The sequence below is a fragment of the Micromonospora rhizosphaerae genome (genome assembly GCF_900091465.1).
Lineage (GTDB): Bacteria > Actinomycetota > Actinomycetes > Mycobacteriales > Micromonosporaceae > Micromonospora > Micromonospora rhizosphaerae.
This window is the reverse complement of record NZ_FMHV01000002.1, coordinates 3628116-3643367: the sequence shown is the minus strand read 5'-3', so window position 1 is coordinate 3643367 and position 15252 is coordinate 3628116. Positions and strand designations below refer to the sequence as shown.

8 protein-coding genes and 3 pseudogenes are annotated in these 15252 nt (G+C 70.2%); 5 read left to right on the top strand and 6 right to left on the bottom strand.

The window, feature by feature from the left end; genetic code table 11:
• Positions 1–232: 232 nt before the first annotated feature.
• A complete protein-coding gene (locus GA0070624_RS17140; RefSeq protein ID WP_218105181.1) occupies positions 233–3250 on the bottom strand; it encodes a M36 family metallopeptidase in 3018 nt (1005 codons plus the stop codon).
• Positions 3251–5215: 1965 nt separating this feature from the next.
• Between GA0070624_RS17140 and GA0070624_RS17130 the strand changes: the two genes are divergently transcribed.
• Positions 5216–6424, top strand: a complete 1209-nt coding sequence (locus tag GA0070624_RS17130) for a hypothetical protein (RefSeq protein WP_091342329.1) — start codon at positions 5216–5218, stop codon at positions 6422–6424.
• 57 nt (positions 6425–6481) lie between these two features.
• Here the strand turns inward: GA0070624_RS17130 and GA0070624_RS34795 are convergent, their stop codons facing one another.
• Both GA0070624_RS34795 and GA0070624_RS17125 read right to left on the bottom strand, forming a co-directional pair.
• Positions 6482–6655 (bottom strand): hypothetical protein, encoded by a 174-nt coding sequence (locus GA0070624_RS34795; RefSeq protein ID WP_176731742.1) that lies wholly within the window; start codon positions 6653–6655, stop codon positions 6482–6484.
• Positions 6656–6926: 271 nt separating this feature from the next.
• On the bottom strand, positions 6927–8588 hold the full coding sequence (locus tag GA0070624_RS17125; protein WP_091342327.1) for a hypothetical protein: 1662 nt from the start codon (positions 8586–8588) through the stop codon (positions 6927–6929).
• A 363-nt stretch (positions 8589–8951) separates the two neighbouring features.
• Between GA0070624_RS17125 and GA0070624_RS17120 the strand changes: the two genes are divergently transcribed.
• Complete coding sequence (locus GA0070624_RS17120) at positions 8952–9314, top strand: hypothetical protein (RefSeq protein WP_091342325.1); 363 nt, start codon at positions 8952–8954, stop codon at positions 9312–9314.
• Positions 9315–9327: 13 nt separating this feature from the next.
• Here the strand turns inward: GA0070624_RS17120 and GA0070624_RS17115 are convergent, their stop codons facing one another.
• The gene (locus tag GA0070624_RS17115) at positions 9328–10473 is read right to left on the bottom strand and encodes a hypothetical protein (protein WP_176731741.1); all 1146 of its coding nucleotides are present in this window, start codon (positions 10471–10473) and stop codon (positions 9328–9330) included.
• Between the two features lie 618 nt (positions 10474–11091).
• Positions 11092–11499 (bottom strand): annotated as a pseudogene (locus GA0070624_RS17110) (transposase); the annotation flags it as partial.
• 62 nt (positions 11500–11561) lie between these two features.
• Here GA0070624_RS17110 and GA0070624_RS17105 point away from each other — a divergent pair.
• A pseudogene (locus tag GA0070624_RS17105) lies at positions 11562–12731 on the top strand (IS3 family transposase).
• A gap of 53 nt (positions 12732–12784) precedes the next feature.
• Here the strand turns inward: GA0070624_RS17105 and GA0070624_RS17100 are convergent.
• Positions 12785–13264 (bottom strand): annotated as a pseudogene (locus GA0070624_RS17100) (IS5 family transposase); the annotation flags it as partial.
• Between the two features lie 203 nt (positions 13265–13467).
• On the opposite strand from GA0070624_RS17100, the gene GA0070624_RS17095 reads away from it, so the two are divergent.
• Together GA0070624_RS17095 and GA0070624_RS17090 are read left to right on the top strand one after the other, a co-directional pair.
• On the top strand, positions 13468–13956 hold the full coding sequence (locus GA0070624_RS17095; RefSeq protein ID WP_245718836.1) for an excalibur calcium-binding domain-containing protein: 489 nt from the start codon (positions 13468–13470) through the stop codon (positions 13954–13956).
• 345 nt (positions 13957–14301) lie between these two features.
• Entirely contained in the window at positions 14302–15246 is a 945-nt protein-coding gene (locus tag GA0070624_RS17090; RefSeq protein WP_091342319.1) for an endonuclease/exonuclease/phosphatase family protein, read from the top strand.
• Positions 15247–15252: the final 6 nt, after the last annotated feature.

The following is a 15252-nucleotide window of genomic DNA, read 5'->3' as shown; positions in this document are numbered from 1 at the left end:
AGCAGCAGCCACTGGGTGCGCCGTCACAGACAGGACCGCCAGCATCACGAGTGCGCCGCCGAGGGCCGGTCCGCCCCACCTCGTGCGTGTTCCTGTCACAGCCTTCCCCTCCTTGAACTCGTCAAGCGACAGCGGGGAAACGACCCCTGGCTCGCCCCGCGCTGAACGCGTTGGGGTGATGGCGTTCTGCTGTCCGGCGGCCACCACCCCGCAGCGGATTGGTGTGGTCTGTTCATCTGGTGTCGGTCGCGGTAAGGGTGAACGGGACCGCGGCGCCCAGCCACAGCTGGGTGAGGACATACCGGGTGCCGCTGGGGATCGTGGCGGACTCGTCGGCGGCGGAGGAGGCCGCCGAGCCGAGCAGGGTGCACGACTCGTCGTAGAAGTACAGGTCGAAGTCGTACGGAGTGGCGGTGTCGCTGTGTACCTGCGCCTGGTGGGCTCCGTCGCCGAAGCTGTCGGGCAGCTTGGTGACCCAGCCGTCCGCGCCCTGCGCGGGCGCCGCCGGCACGGCGCATGCCGTCTTGAACGCGGTGGCGGTCACTCCGGTGGCATCGTCCGCTGTGCCGGTGGACGGGTTGCCCGTGACGATCACTCCGGTCTCGGTCACCGGTGCGTCCGGCGGCGACGGCGGCAGCGGCTCGACCCCGGCGGCGGTCTGCGAGAACACCTGCAGCTCGGCGGCCTGCACGTCGGTCTTGGTCTCGCCGAGCGCGCTGTCGGTCCAGAACCGCACATACTGCGCCTGCACCGGCTTCGGCAGGGTGAACTGCTTGTAGTGCAGATCGGGTGCGGTGGGCCGGGGCGTCTGATAGCCGAACCCGTCGGCCTTGGTCAGAGCGGTCTGCCAGGTCGCCCCGTCGGCGGAGGTTTGCAGGGTGAACCCGCGCAGTCCCTCGAATCGGGAGCTGGCGAAGGCGCTGACCTGGACCGACGTGATCTGTGCCGGGGCGGCCAGTTTGATCACCGCGTTGCCGGTTCCCGCGGTGGCCTTCCAACTGCTGGCCTCGGTGTCGTCGATGAGCCGTGCGGCGCCGGTCGCGGTGGCAGAGACGACGGTGGCGCCGTTGGCGCCCGAGGCAAGGTTGGGCGGTAGGGCGAACCGCAATGCGGAGGCTTTGCCGGCGGTGACCTTGATGCCCGGGAAGGTCCGGGCGCCGAACCCGTCGGCGGCGATCGTCACCGGGTAGGTACCGGCGGTCACCGGCGCTGAGAAGCCGCCGTCCGCGGACGAGGTCCGCAGCGGGGTGACCCGCGCTTCGAACACGCCGAGCATGATCCGGGCGCCGGGGATCGGCTTGCCGGTGGCGGCGTTGACGACGGTGCCGGTCAGGGTGCCGTTGCGGGCCGGGTTCACGTGCTCGTAGGAGGGGGTGGGGTCGGTGTCGTCGCCGCCGTCGCTGGCGGCGTGCAGGCCCAAGCCCCGCTTGGCGAAGGCGCCGTAGACGACGTCCACCAGCGTGGAGTAGTCGGAGCGGCTGTGGTAGCGGTTGTCCAGGGCGGTGCGGATGGCGTCGCGCATGTCGATGAAGGACGGGTCGGCCGGGGACAGCGGCATCGCGTCGGTGATCAGCCGCGCGGCCATTTCGCCACCGGTCGTCTCGCCGTATTGGGCGACGAGGGCCTTGCGCATGTCCCACGCGGTGGCTGTCCAGATTTCCCCGTCGGAGTGGACCTCGGGGCCGCCGAGGTCGTACCCGAGGTCTCCGTAGCCGGTGGGGTTCTGGTCGTAGCTCCAGTTGCGGATGCCGCGTTCGGTGTTGCCGGTGGCGTACTGGGCGACCACGGCGGTGGTGGCGAGCTTGTTGCCGTAGAGGTGGTTCAGGGCGTACCAGTCGCCCCAGCCCTCCCCCATCGAGCCGGACTGGTGGGTGTTGAGGGCGTTGTCCTCGCCGCTGACGTACCGGTTCGACAACCCGTGCGCGTACTCGTGCTCGATGACGGAGGCGTCGAAGTTGCCGTCCGAGTACGGCCCCTCGAAGGCGTCGTTGATCGGCTCCCACAGGAACATGCCACTCCAGGCGGGGATGCCATCGGGGAGGGTGAGCATGTAGGCGTTGTCCCGGCCGGTGTAGGTCGGTGCGCCGCCGCTGGCCGCCCCGGCGTGGACCAGCCCCAGGACCGGGTCGCCGCCCTGTCCGCCGTTGCCACCGTTGTTGACCTGGAAGTTGCCGGCGGACTCGGTGAAGCCCAGGGCCCGGAACTCGTCATGGATGCGGTTGTGGTGCCAGAACAGGTTGGTCGCCGCCGGGTTGAGATCCAGGGCGTAGGACGGCGGCACGGACTGGCCCTTGCTGCGCGCCCAGTTCGCGGCGTAGGGGTAGTTGAACTGGGCCGTCGGGCTGACCGGCCGGGGTCCCTGGTCGGCGGGTACCAGGAAGTTCGAGTAGTTGGCGTAGGTGTTCGCGTTGTTGCCGACCGTCGTCGGGCCCGCAATTCCCGCAAGCCCGGTCGGGTCGACGTAACCGGAGGGCGACTGGGCGGTCGGCCCGAACGACTTGATCACCGGGGCGCCGCCGGCCGGGGCTCCGGGGTAGTTCTCGTAGACGGTGCCTTCGGCGTCGTGGGCCACCAGGGACGCCTGGTACAGCGTCTCCCCGGTCGCCGCGTCGACGACGGTGTCCCAGGCCTCGTCGAGGGCCTTGATGAACAGCACTCGGTATGCGGGCCGGGCGCCGTCCCGAGTGGGGAACGCCGCCTTCTGGACGTAGGACTCGCCGGCGAAGGGGCCCTTCGCAAACACCTGGAAGCCGGCGCGCTCGCCGCTCGGCTGCGCCGTGTAGGCCACACCCGGGGCGAGCTTGTCGGCCACGCCCTCGAGCACCTGCCCGGCGGACAGCTTGTGCGCTGCGGTGAGCCCGCCGCTGCGGGCCGAGTTGCCGGCGTAGGAAAGGACCCGCCCGTCGCTGGTCACGGCCACGCCGAGACGCCCACCCCGCACCGCCGGCAAGCCCGCGTACGTCTGCGCGAAGTTCACCACGTGCGTGCCGGTGCCCACGAGTTCGTGGTCCCGAACGACCGTCAGCGACGCGACGTCCGCCGTCGTGAGGCCGAACGCGTCGCGGTTGGCGTCGATGAACGACCGCGCCACCGACACTGGATCTCCGGAGCGCGGGTCGGTGAGCCAGCCACCGTTTTTGCGGATCGTCCGCGGCGTGCCGAAACGCCCGTCCCAGCTGGCCCGGGTACCGGAGCCCGCAGCCGCGACCAGGTCGCGCACCGCGGCCAGCTGGCCGTCGGTGGGCCGCACGGCCTGCGGACCACGCCGTATGTCAAGCCTGTCAATACCTGGAGAGCCAACATCGACGACGGCGGAAGCGACAGATGGACTGAGTGTGAGAACCAGGGCGAACGCCGCTCCCATCGCGAGCGGCCGACGAATACCCATCAGGACTCCTCTGCACGTCTGATCACGCCTGCGTCGTGCCGGTGCTGGTTGCCTGTCGTATAGACATCGGCGGGGACGACTACCGTGCAACAACGCGGGCTGGGAGCGGTCGGCGTGAGCAGGTCCCGGGCTCCTCGGCAGACGTCCGAACGACGCGGAACATGGCGATCGTCGGAGCGGTCTCCCTGGACGCATCCGCTGATGCCCGGGCGTCAGCTCGGCGGCCTACGACCTGCGCTGGTTGAGCCCAGAACAGTTCCTTCCTTTCGGGACTAAACGGAAGCATGAATCCCTCCCGCGTTCCTATCGACAAGGTCGGCGGTTGTACCAGGTGTGACGGCGAAGTTACGGCGGCCATCATGATCCCGGCGTTGGCGCGCTTCCCGCGGCGGGTTACTTGGGCGGAACGCGAGAACGATCGGCGGCACGACGTGTACGAGATTGAGGTCAGGCCTGGCACCGACGCCACGACGAGCTGATCCGGCTGCGGATCGAGGCCGCCGGGTTCCTCGGGTGCATGCAGCCGCGTAACGGCCTACCGACGAACCTCGACGACGAGGTGGTGTACCGGGTGCTGCCGGCCGTGGAGCTGGTCGAGGCAAAGGCGCGGCACGTCGCTGGACTGCCCACACCCGGGCTGACCGTCTGCAGCCAGCGTCACCGCGCCCGCTCGCACGCTGCGGGGAGGCCTCCATGTCGTCGACGCGGGAATGGCGGTCGTGACCAGCCATCGGGTGGCGTTCGCCGGGCGTGTGAGCCGACGTGAGTGGACGTACGCGGACATGGTGGGGCTCGCTCACCACCCCGACGTCCCACTCACCCTGCTACACACCACCGAGGGGCGTCGGCTCGCCGGGCTGCTGGTGCCAGCGGCCGTCACGGTGAACTTCCGCTTCTACCTCACCCTCGCCTTCGCCGCCGCCATCGGGCAACGCGCCGCCGTCATCGCGCAGATCGATGCGCGGCTGGACGCCCAACAACGCGCGCGGCTGGTGCCGCCGCCACTGGTAGAACCGGACTACGCCCGGCCAACCCCGCAGCGCCCCGACCGCCTGGTGGCGGCCGCTGCCGCCCTCGTCGCGTTCGCGTTCGCGACGCTAAGTGCCGGCCCGCCCAAACCGGAACAGCCCCGCCGGCCCTACCGGGCGAACCCAGGCTCAGGCGGCATTGCCACCACCGACCCACCGAACTCCATCCGGGCCATCGCCCCGAGCATCCCCGCCGAGCCGCCGGCACCGAACGGCGGCACAGGCGGGTCGCTGACGGGCCCCGCGGCAACCCGGCCTCGCGGCGGCACGCCAGGAGTAGACCGACGGATCCACGGCACCGCGAGCCGGGCCACCTCCGCCCCATCAGCGGTCAAGGCCACGGGTCCGGCTGCCCACTCGGCCCCGACCGCCCGCCCTGGGCCAACCACCGCTCCCACCCCGGGCACGAGGCCGTCCCCGACCACCGGTCCGGCCCCAACCAGCGCGCCATCCTCGCCCGAGCCTTCCGTCGCCGGCCTATGCACGGACCCCCTACGGCTGGCCACTGGTGGAGCCGCTGCTCTGCCCATCAGCCAGTCACTAAGACAGGTTCAAGGTCGCCAGCACGGCGGCGTGGTCGGAGTCTCAGGAGCTGCTGCGCGTTATGGAGTGGCCGGCGGCTGAGGGCGGCGTGCGGTCGACGATCACCAGGTCCTGGCCAGCTCAATCCCGCAATGCCCGGACGGCAGCGGGGGTCGTCTGTCGTCTGTTCGCGGGATGGTCCGGCTGGACTTTTGGCTGATGGTGAGTATGGTCAGCTAGCTGTCCGCACCTGTGCGTTCGGAGGAGGACGGCGACCGTGGCCGAGAGATCGACCGCTCGCCCCGCCGATGGGGCTGCCCAAGTAAACGACGACCCAAGTGACGTTGACAGCTGGATCGCTCACCTGGCGCGGCCGGCAGAAGGCGACTTCGACACGGACGACGAGTGGCCGGAGGCTGCCGCGCCGCAGCGGCGCGAGGACGTGTCGGACCCGTTCGAGGAGTCGTACCAGCCCGAGGATACGAGCCAGGGGCAGGAAGGCCCGCACGCACGGCACCGGGCAGACCAGCAGAACGAGGAATACGACCAGTACGACGGGGCCTACCGTCAGGACGAGCACGCGTACCGGGGGTCCGACCCACTGGCCGAACCCGCACCGGCGGGCTACGAGCCCGACCAGACCTACCGGTCCGACGAGCACGAGCAGGCCCCTTGGGAGGAACGGCAGGCCCAAGCGCCGTACGGACCGATCGATGCCGGTCCAGTCCACGAGGACGCGTATGCCGCGCTGCAGGACACATACGTCCCGGAGGTGGGCTACGCCGCCCGAGAGGAGCATTACCCGCACGGCGATTACGCCGGCCGCAACGAGTACCGCTACGGCGGGTCCGCCGCGCAGGAACCCGAGGCGGTCGAAGACGCTCCGACCCGAGTGCTGCACCTCCCGGAGCTTGGTGCCCACCCGCGGCCGGCCAGCCGGCGGCGCTGGCTGATCGCGGTCGGCGGGCTCGCGTTGGGGGTACTGGTCTGCGCTCTGGCATTTACCTGGGGGTCGGGCCAGCCGCCGGAAGGCGAGCGGCCGCTGGTGATTGCCACCATCCCGCCGGAGGTGTCTGAGGAGCCGATGGCCCTCCCGGAGATGCCGTCGGCGATGCCAAGCACCGCGACCCCGCGCAGTTCCTCCGCCACGCCCGGGACCGCACCGACGGTCACCCGTTCCGCCACGCCCAGCGCCGCACCGTCGGTCACACGTTCCGCCACGCCGGCCCAGACCCGAAGCGCGAGTCCGGTCCTGCTCGGCCCGTCGGGCAACGATGGGGTGGCGAACATGGCCCAGGGGTATTGCGATCGGCACGCCGCCGGGAGCTCAGCGGAGCCCCGCAATGACGGCAGTTGGCAATGCACGAGGCTTCTCATGGCGTCCGTCGTCGACATGGACGTCGCCTGCCGCGACACGTACGGTTCGGGCGCCTACGCACGAACATCGGATCCTGGCGATCCATACGCCTGGCGGTGCTACCGCTGATCACCCGGCTCCGCCACTGATGCCCGATCTCTGACCGGCGCTACGTCGATCAGACATCTAGCGGCGTTGCCGATGCCGTTCGATCTCCTTCTCGAGCAGCGCGAGGCGGGCACAAATATCAGCGAGGTGCGCTGCTGCCTGCTGCGCGCGAGCATGCAGTTCCTCTAAGGTGCGGCAGATCTGGTCGTCGGCGTGACCCGGGACCGGAGCAGGCGTCTCGCCCGTCGTCATCCCTGTTCTCCCCACGGTTGAGCAACCCGCTGAGGGGGGCGGGTTGCACACACCGCACCCGGGCCTCTGACCAGGGAAACCACCAGCACCTTCCGGCAGTCAGCAGCCGTTGTCACCCGGCTGCTCCCACCCGCTCCCCGACCAACAAAGTCACTGGGCACCCTGCTGGTCGGCAAGCTTGCGAACGTTCGGGGCGCCCGACGAGCCGACGGGCAAGGTGTATCTCCACCTCGACCACGTACTCGTTGATCAGGCTGTTGAGGATCTTCGGTCAGCGCCGACCGGCCTCGGCCGACTGGGTGTTGGACCGGCGCCGGACGGTCTCCGAGACCGGTCTCGGGTCCGCGTCGTCCCGCCGGCGCTGCTGCGGTCGCGATGCTGATCGTTGCTCGGCGGCCCCTTCCACGGCGTCTGGGACCGTGATGGGCGGTGTGGTACGGCTCGCGGCGGCGTCGACCAGGTCCGGCAGGTCCCGCCCGGCCACCGACGGTTGCTCCCGCATGACTGGCGCGACCGTCCCCGGCTCGCCCGCGAGGTCGGCGACTCGGGCCAAGGGTGCCCGGCCCGTCTCGGTTCGCGTCATCGGTGGACCACCGGTCGTCGCCGGCGGCGAGGTGTCGGCCGGCTCCGCCACGGAGCCTGGCGCGTCCGTGGCCGACGATGCCTCCGCCCGGCTGGTGGCCGACCGGCCCGCCCCGTTGCGAGGCGTTCGGCGCGGTGCGGTTGCCGGCAGGAGCGGGGCGAGTTCCGCGTGCAGCGCCGCCCAGTCGGAGGCACGGGGCGGGTCGGGCTGATCAGTGGCCGAGGTGAGCTGACCCGTGCTGTCGGATCCCTCCATCTGCCGGTCGGTGCGATCGGCCGTGGCTGCCCGGGACCGCTCCGATCCGTGTTGCTCGGCACCGTCTCCCGCCTGCTCGGTGGCGCTCGCCTGCTGAACGGCGTCCCTGGCTGACCCTGGCCCGGCTGAGCCGACGGAGGCGACGTCCGCCGAAGGAGGTGCGGGGGCCGTGTCCGGCGCGGGGGCCGCCACCGTGAGGGGCTCGGGGGCGTGGACGAGCAGCCGCTGCGGGGTATCGGCGAGCAGCCGCGCGGCCGAGGCGAGTGCGACGGGGTCGGGTTGACCCGACCAACGCCACCGCCGGCGGCGGCCGCCCGCCGGCAGGTTCCCGGCCAGCACGCGCGCGGGTGCCAGATCGGCGGCGATCAGCGTGGTGAGCCCGTCGTAGTCCGCCTGCTCGGCCAGCCGCCGGGCGATCTCGTCGAGGTCGTACACCGCCATGGCGATATCCGCGGTGGTGGCGTCCAGCGCTCGGGTGATCTTGCGATGCAACACCTTGCTGAGCGCCGCCTGCCGCCGCTCGCCGCGAATCTGCGCGCGGGCCGCGTCGAGGGAGCCGTACAGCCCGAGGCCGGGGTCGGCCTTGGCCAGCGAGCGGGCACGGCGGGTCAGCCACGGGTGTCGCAGCCAGTGCCCGACCGGTTCGTACGCCGGCGTGGTGGGTGGCAGCTGCCGCCTGGCGCGCAGCCGGTCCCGCCGCTGGTTCTCGGTGTTCATCAGCCACACCAGGTAACCGAGCAGGGACATTCCCGCGTAGAAGCCGCCTTCGAGGTGGTTACCGTGAGCCAGCCAGTTGAAGGCGACCGCGCCGGCGGCGATGCCAGCAGACAGCACACGGGACAGCATCGCCCGTTCGCCTAGCCGACGGCGTACGTCGGCGTTCGCCAGCACCACGATGCCGCCCAGCTCCAGCGCCCCAACGGCGGGAAGAGCGACGTACCACGGCATGCCGAGCCGTTCCATCGCCCCGGACACCTGGCCCCCGAGCGCGACCAGCAGCACAACAACATAGAACCCCGTGCGCAGCACGGCGACCTGCCGCACCGCCCGGGCCAGCTCGCCGTCCCACCCCTCCGGCGGGTCGACGCCTTGCATCCCGCCAGTTGAGCTTCCGCCAGTCATCCGGGTTCGGTTCGGTTCCTGGAACACGCCGAGCAGGTTCCTCTCTTACTACGGCCCCGGCCTGACCGGCGCCAGCGCGGCTCCAGTACGACCCGGCGGTGCCGCCCGCCGAGTCGTACTGGAGCCGCGCTCCGCCGGCCGCCCGTCGTCCGCCGCATGTTACAAGGGTGCCGGCCGATTTGGAGACCTCAGAGAAAACGCCGGGGTGCATCGGGACGCCCCTCCCGCGCCAAACCGTCGATTATCGGTGCTCACCCACCGACACCGTGGCCGGTGCCGCGCCGAGCAGGTTCCGACCTTGGTCGAACATCTGTAGGAGTAGCCTGCCCTTGCGGAGTGGCGCACGCGCTGGCACATCACGATCCGCTGGGACCGGACCGACAACTCGCCCGCCGGGTGACCGTCGTCGAGCACGTCGTGGACTCCCCCGCCGAGCTGCGGCAGCTGGTCGCGCAGGTACGCGCCGACCGACACGTCGTCGCCTTCCCCTACTGCCGGGTCCGCGAGCTGGTTGGCGACGAGCCGCAGCGCTACAGAAGCGGGCACAGCTACGCCGGCGGGTCGGCGACCCGGCCGGTGCGCGACTGGTGGCGGTGCCGCTGCGGCGGCCACCTCGTCCTGCGCTGCCGCATGTGCCCCGACGTCCGGTTGGACCCGATCGTCAGCACCGACTGCACCCCGCGCCGCACCGACGGCTAGTCCGCCTGACGGACTAGTCGCTGGCGTCGGGCGTGCTGAGCATCGGCAGGATCCCGGTCATCGACAGCACGCGCCAGACATGGCCGGCGGGATTGACCAGGGCGAGGCTGACGCCCATTTCTGGTGCGGGCGCGTGCCCACTCTTGAGACGCGGCGGGGTGGGCTTCCCAGACGGCGCGGAAGCCTGCGGCGGTACGGCGGAAGCCTGTGCGGCCTGAGCGGCGCCCGAGCCCGTGGCAGCGCCGGCGGTGGCGGGCGCGGCCACCGACCCGGTGGCCACTGTGCTGCCGGAGCCGGTGCCGGCAATGGCGGGACCGGTCACGGCGCGGGGCGGCTGATCTGGCCCGCCGGGAGCAGAGGAACCGGCGCTCGGCGAGAGGGCAACAGCCAGCCCGACGACGATGGCGAGACTCAGCGTCGTCACGATCGCGGTAAGTGGGGCCTGATCCGAGGTGACCATGACCGGCGGCGAGGGCCGCGCATGCTGGTACGCGGCGATCACCTGGTCAAGCTGAGCCACGACGGCTGCCCGCTCGCCGATGGCGTCGGCGAAGGCCAGGGTCACGTGGAACCGGAATCCGTCGGCGGCGGCCGGCGGCAGCAGCAGTCCCGAGAGTCTTTGCTCGTCGACCGTGTGCATCAGGGTGAACGGTGCCCGCCGATCGTGCGCCACCCCGCTCAGCCGCGCGTAGGTCCACTCGCGTAACCCATCGTGGCCGACGAAGACGACGGCGCGATTAGTCACGACCACCATTCCCGCGTCGATCACGTGGAGCCCGTCTGCAAGCACCGGGTTGAGAGTCCCGTTGGGCGTGGGCAGGACCGCCCGTTCGGGCTGGGGCAGGCCGGCGATGTGGCGTCCCTCCGCCTCGATGAGTTCGGCGGCGGGCAGCACGGTGTAGACGGCCTCATCGGGGAAGAACTCTAGAGCGAGACCGGCGGCCGCATCCGCCGACCCCCTGAACTCAGACGCCGCCGCTCGCAGCCGCCGTAGCTTCGTGTCCGGCTGGTGCCACGCCTCTAGCGCGGCGTCGTACGCCCGTTGCTGCCGCTCGTTCTTCCGGTCGGCCCACCGTTCACGCCATCCGCGCAGGCCGATCGGCTGTGTCTTCCACACCCCAGATCGCCTTCTGTGAAGATGGCTCTTCTTTGGCGTCACACTGGTACAACCCACCCAAGACCACACGGGACACGGCACAAACATCAATGCGCCGGATTTAGCCCAGAAAGCGCGAACGTCGGTGTGGGTTGATGAGTCGACCCGGTTCTGGCCGGGTGGCGGCAGCGGGGCCATGGCCGGGCCACGGCTGTCGGGCTGGAATTCTCGGTGTCGGCTCAGCCATGGCAGCTTTCTGCGCGTTGTTCGGACCGGACCGGGCGGGACCCCGGGTCTGACGTCCCGCCCGCCAGGGGAGCTGTTTCAGCCCGACCTCGCAAAGGAGAGGCGTTGCCCGTCGCGGTGCCGTGACAGGGAGACGGTCGCGGCCCATGCCCCGGCACGGGCGGCGAACAGCACGAACGGCAATCCTCGTGGCGTTTGCAAACTTGACCCGACCCGCCGAGCGCGCCGCCGTCGATGTCCTCAGGCGGTCATTCGGACGCGACAACGTCGCCTTCTGCCTGCCGCATGGGCCCGACGTGCGTCAGCCTGGGCCCGCGGCCCCGGCACTGCCATCGCGCCCGGCCGCCCATAATGACCAGGTCGTGGCCGGGGGTGTGTCTCACGTCCCGACCGTGTCCCTACGTCGACTCGCGCGCATCCCCGCTAGCCCGTGTTTCATAAGGCTCGGAGCCACTGGTTGATGACGGCGATGGTGACGGTGGCTTCGAAGCGGACGGCGAGTTTGTCGTAGCGGGTGGCCATGGCGCGGTGCTGTTTGAGCTGGTTGATGCCGCATTCCACGGCGTGCCGCAATCGGTAGTCGACCGGGTCGAAGGCGGGCGGCCGTCCGCCTTTGGATCCCTTGGCCTTACGGTGGGCGTCCTGGTCGGCCTTGCTCGGGATGCAGACCCGGATCTTTCGGCGGCGGGCATACCCGCGGTTGCCGCGGCTGGTGTACGCCTTGTCGGCCAGGACCAGGTCGGGACGTGTGCGGGGCCGGCCCCCGCCGACCCGGTACACCTTGATCCGCTGCAGCACGGTGATGAACTGTGGGCTGTCTCCGCGCTGCCCAGCGGTGATCACCACGGCGAGGTGAGGTGTACCAAGGATCTTGGACATGTCCTCCGACTTGAGAGGATGAGTCCATGCCCGAGCAGCGTCGTCGGTTCAGTCCGCAGTTCAAGGCCGAGGCCGTGCAGATGGTGATCGAGACCGGGAAACCGATCGCCGTGGTCGCTCGTGAACTCGGAATCCATGACGGCACCCTGGGCAACTGGGTGAACGCGTGGCGCCGTGAGCACCCGGAGCCGGACCAGCCCGTCAACCCCACGGAGCGTGCCCGCGTGAAGGAGATGGAAGAAGAAATCCGCCGGCTGCGGATGGAAAACGAGTTTCTAAAAAAAAGCCGCGGCCTTCTTCGCCCGGACGCACCCGTAGCGGTGCGGTGCGCGCTGATCGACGCGGAGAAGGCCACCTACCCGGTCGCGTGGATGTGCCGGATGCTGCGCGTGCCCCGCTCGACGTTCTACGCCTGGCGTAACCGGGCCGAGACCGCGACCACGGCCCGCCGGCGGCAGCTGGCCGAGCAGGTACGGCGGGTGTTCGACGCCTCGCGGGGCACCTACGGGTGCCGGCGGGTGACCGCGGCGCTCAACCGCGAGGGCATCGCCTGCAGCGTCGGGCTGGTCGCCGACCTGATGCGTGAACTCGGCTTGCAGGCCTGCCAGCCACGCGCCTACAAGCGCACCACCGTGCCCGGCCAGCAGCCGGTCTCCAGCCCCGACCTGATCGCCCGCGAGTTCACCGCCGCCCAGCCCGGCACCCGGCTCGTCGGCGACATCACCTACCTGCGCACCGGGCCGGGCAGGGCTGGCTGTAGCTGGCCACCGTCATCGACCTGGCCACCCGCATGGTCGTCGGCTGGCAGACCGCCGACCACATGCGCGCCAGCCTCGTCATCGACGCCCTCGCCATGGCGAAACGACACGGACATCTACGCCCCGGCGCCGTGTTCCACAGCGATCGCGGCCCAATACACCTCGGCCGAGTTCGCCCGGTTCTGCACCGCCAACAAGATACGCACCAGCGTCGGACGCACCGGCGTCTGCTGGGACAACGCCGCCGCGGAATCGTTCTTCGCCACCCTCAAAAACGAGATGTACCACCGGCAACGCTTCGACACCCGCGCCCGCGCCAGCTTCGCCGTCGCCGAATACATCGAAATCTTCTACAACCGCCAGCGCCTGCACTCAGCGCTCGACTACCGCACCCCAGCCGAAGCCCTCACCGAATCCCAGACCCGCATCGCAGCCTGACCAGCAAACCCACGAGGCACTGTCCAAGATCCTTGACACAGCCCAAGGGTCTTGCGGCCCTGCTCGCAGGCCAGGTGCGTCTTGGTGGTGAACCCGCCCCGGGAACGGCCCAGCCCGTGATCGGCAGGCTCGGTGGCAACGCCGCCCGGCGGTTCTTTCTGCAGGTGACCGTCCCGGCGGGCACCCGCGGCGTGCTGGTGGGCGCGGCTGATCGTGGAGTCGACACTGACCGTCCAGTCGATCTTCCCGGCGGCGTCTGCCCCGGCCTGCAACCCTGCCAGGACCTTCGCCCAGGTGCCGTCACGCTGCCAGCGCCGGAACCAGCGATACAAGGTCTGCCAAGGCCCATACACCTCCGGCACATCCCGCCACGGCGTCCCGGTCCGGACCCGCCACCGGATCCCGTCGATGATCTGCCGTTTCGTCCAACGCGGCGGACGCCCCCGGCCCGGCTCCGCAGGCAGAACAGGCCGCAGCCCCGCCCACTGAGCGTCGGTGAGATCGTGCCGCCTCGCTGCCGCTACCCTGGGCACGAGGTCTCCGGTCGGTCTTCGGTTTGCTTGGTCGCTAACCGATCTACCGGAGACCTCCTCTCTTATCGATCACCGCCACGCCGGCTTCTCACCGCCTAGCAGAGCCTTACGAAACACGGGCTAGGAGCCGCCCCCAAATGACGACACCTACACCCCCCGGCCGCCCACACGAGGTACCACTGGACGACACCGCAATCCTGCCCGTGTACGCCACGTCCACCGACACCAAGAGGAAGACGCTGCCATGGCTGCTCGCCGGCGCCGCTGCCGTCGTCGAGCTGTGCTGCTGCGGCACACTGATCATGGCGGCCAATGGCCTCTCCCCCACCGCAGCGCCCACCGCCAGCACCACGACGCCCGGCAACCGCTTCGTCGACGTCATTCCCAATCCGAGTCCGTCCGCGGCGAAACCGACCACACCGACCCCTCCCGCAGCGGAGGAGACTCCGGCTGACCCCGCGACCACCGTGCGCACGCCCCCGGCCAAGCCGACGGCCACGCGCACAAGCAGTCCCGCACCCGCTCCGACCACCACCCGGCCAAAGCCGCCGCCGCCGACGACCGACCCTCGATTCGCCACGTGCAAAGAGGCAAACGCAGCCGGCTACGGTCCATACCGCAGGGGCATCGACCCCGAGTACGCCTGGTACCGCGATCCGAACGACGACGGTCTGGTCTGCGAACGACGGTAAGGCCTACGGCGCGATCGGGCGGGCATGCGGCAATCGGGGAGGGCTCGGGTGTCCCGGCCCGCGTCGCCACGGATGCGCGTACCGTCCATCCGTCTAACTGCGGCAGGTGCGGGCATACATCGCTGCGGCGGTGTGGCCGCGAGAGCGATGACCTGCGCTTCGGGTGGACCAGCCGAAAACTCGGGCGCCTCACTGGCTGCTCGCTCGGCCGCCGATGCGGGGAGCTCTGCCGGCTCGGCGGGCGTCCCTACCGGTCGGACTTGGGACTGATTAGGTGACAGCAGGACGAGCTGTTGATTACCGTCTGTCGCGAAGGTCAGCATGGCAGCGACGCCGGGAGGCAACATGACGTCACCGTTGACCGTGATGACGTGGAACGTGGAAAACCTCTTTCCCGCCGGCCACAAGGACGGACCTCCAGACCAGGAGACCTACGGCGTCAAGATTGCCTACCTGGCCACGACCATCCGAGGTCTCAACCCGGACGTGGTCGCCTTGCAGGAGGTGGGCGACCCGCAGTGCGCCCAAGACCTCGCCAGGGCGGTCGGCGACGGCTGGCAGGTCCAACTCTCCGACCACTCGGATGGCCGGCGTATCCGAGTCGGCGTCCTGTCGCCCCACCCCGTCACCGTCGAGGACCAGGTCGTCGACCTTCCCGAGGCCGGCCTGCCGGCGGTACCCGACGTCGATGGCACCACCCTCACCCGGATGGGCCGCGGCGCCCTTCAAGTCCACGTCGACGTCGGCAGCGGCCTGCGGCTGGTCACCTGCCACCTCAAGTCGAAACTGCTGACCTACCCCGACAACCGCCGCTACCCCAAGAGCGAGGACGAACGCGCCCGGGGCGCCGGATACGCCCTCCTACGGCGGGCCGCCGAAGCCGTCGCCGTCCGCGTGCAACTCAACAAGGTCATGACCGCCTCCGCCACCGACGGCGAACCCGGCGTACCCACCTTTCTCTGCGGGGACCTCAACGACGGCCCCGACGCCGTCACCACCACCCTGCTCAGCGGCCCCAGCGACGGAGACATCAACCGGCCCGACAAGGGCGACCCCGTCCGGCTGTACAACCTCGCCCCGATCCTGCCGATTGGGAGGGCCTACTCACGCATCTATCAAGGACGAGGCGAACTCATCGACCACATCCTCGTCTCCCGCGACCTGCGCCTACGAGTCGCCAGCGTCGACAGCCTCGTCGACGACATCGGTTCGATCACCGAGTCCACCGACACCCGACGCCCCGCTACCGTCCCCGACCACGCCCCCGTCATCGCCCGCTTCCACGCCTGAACAACA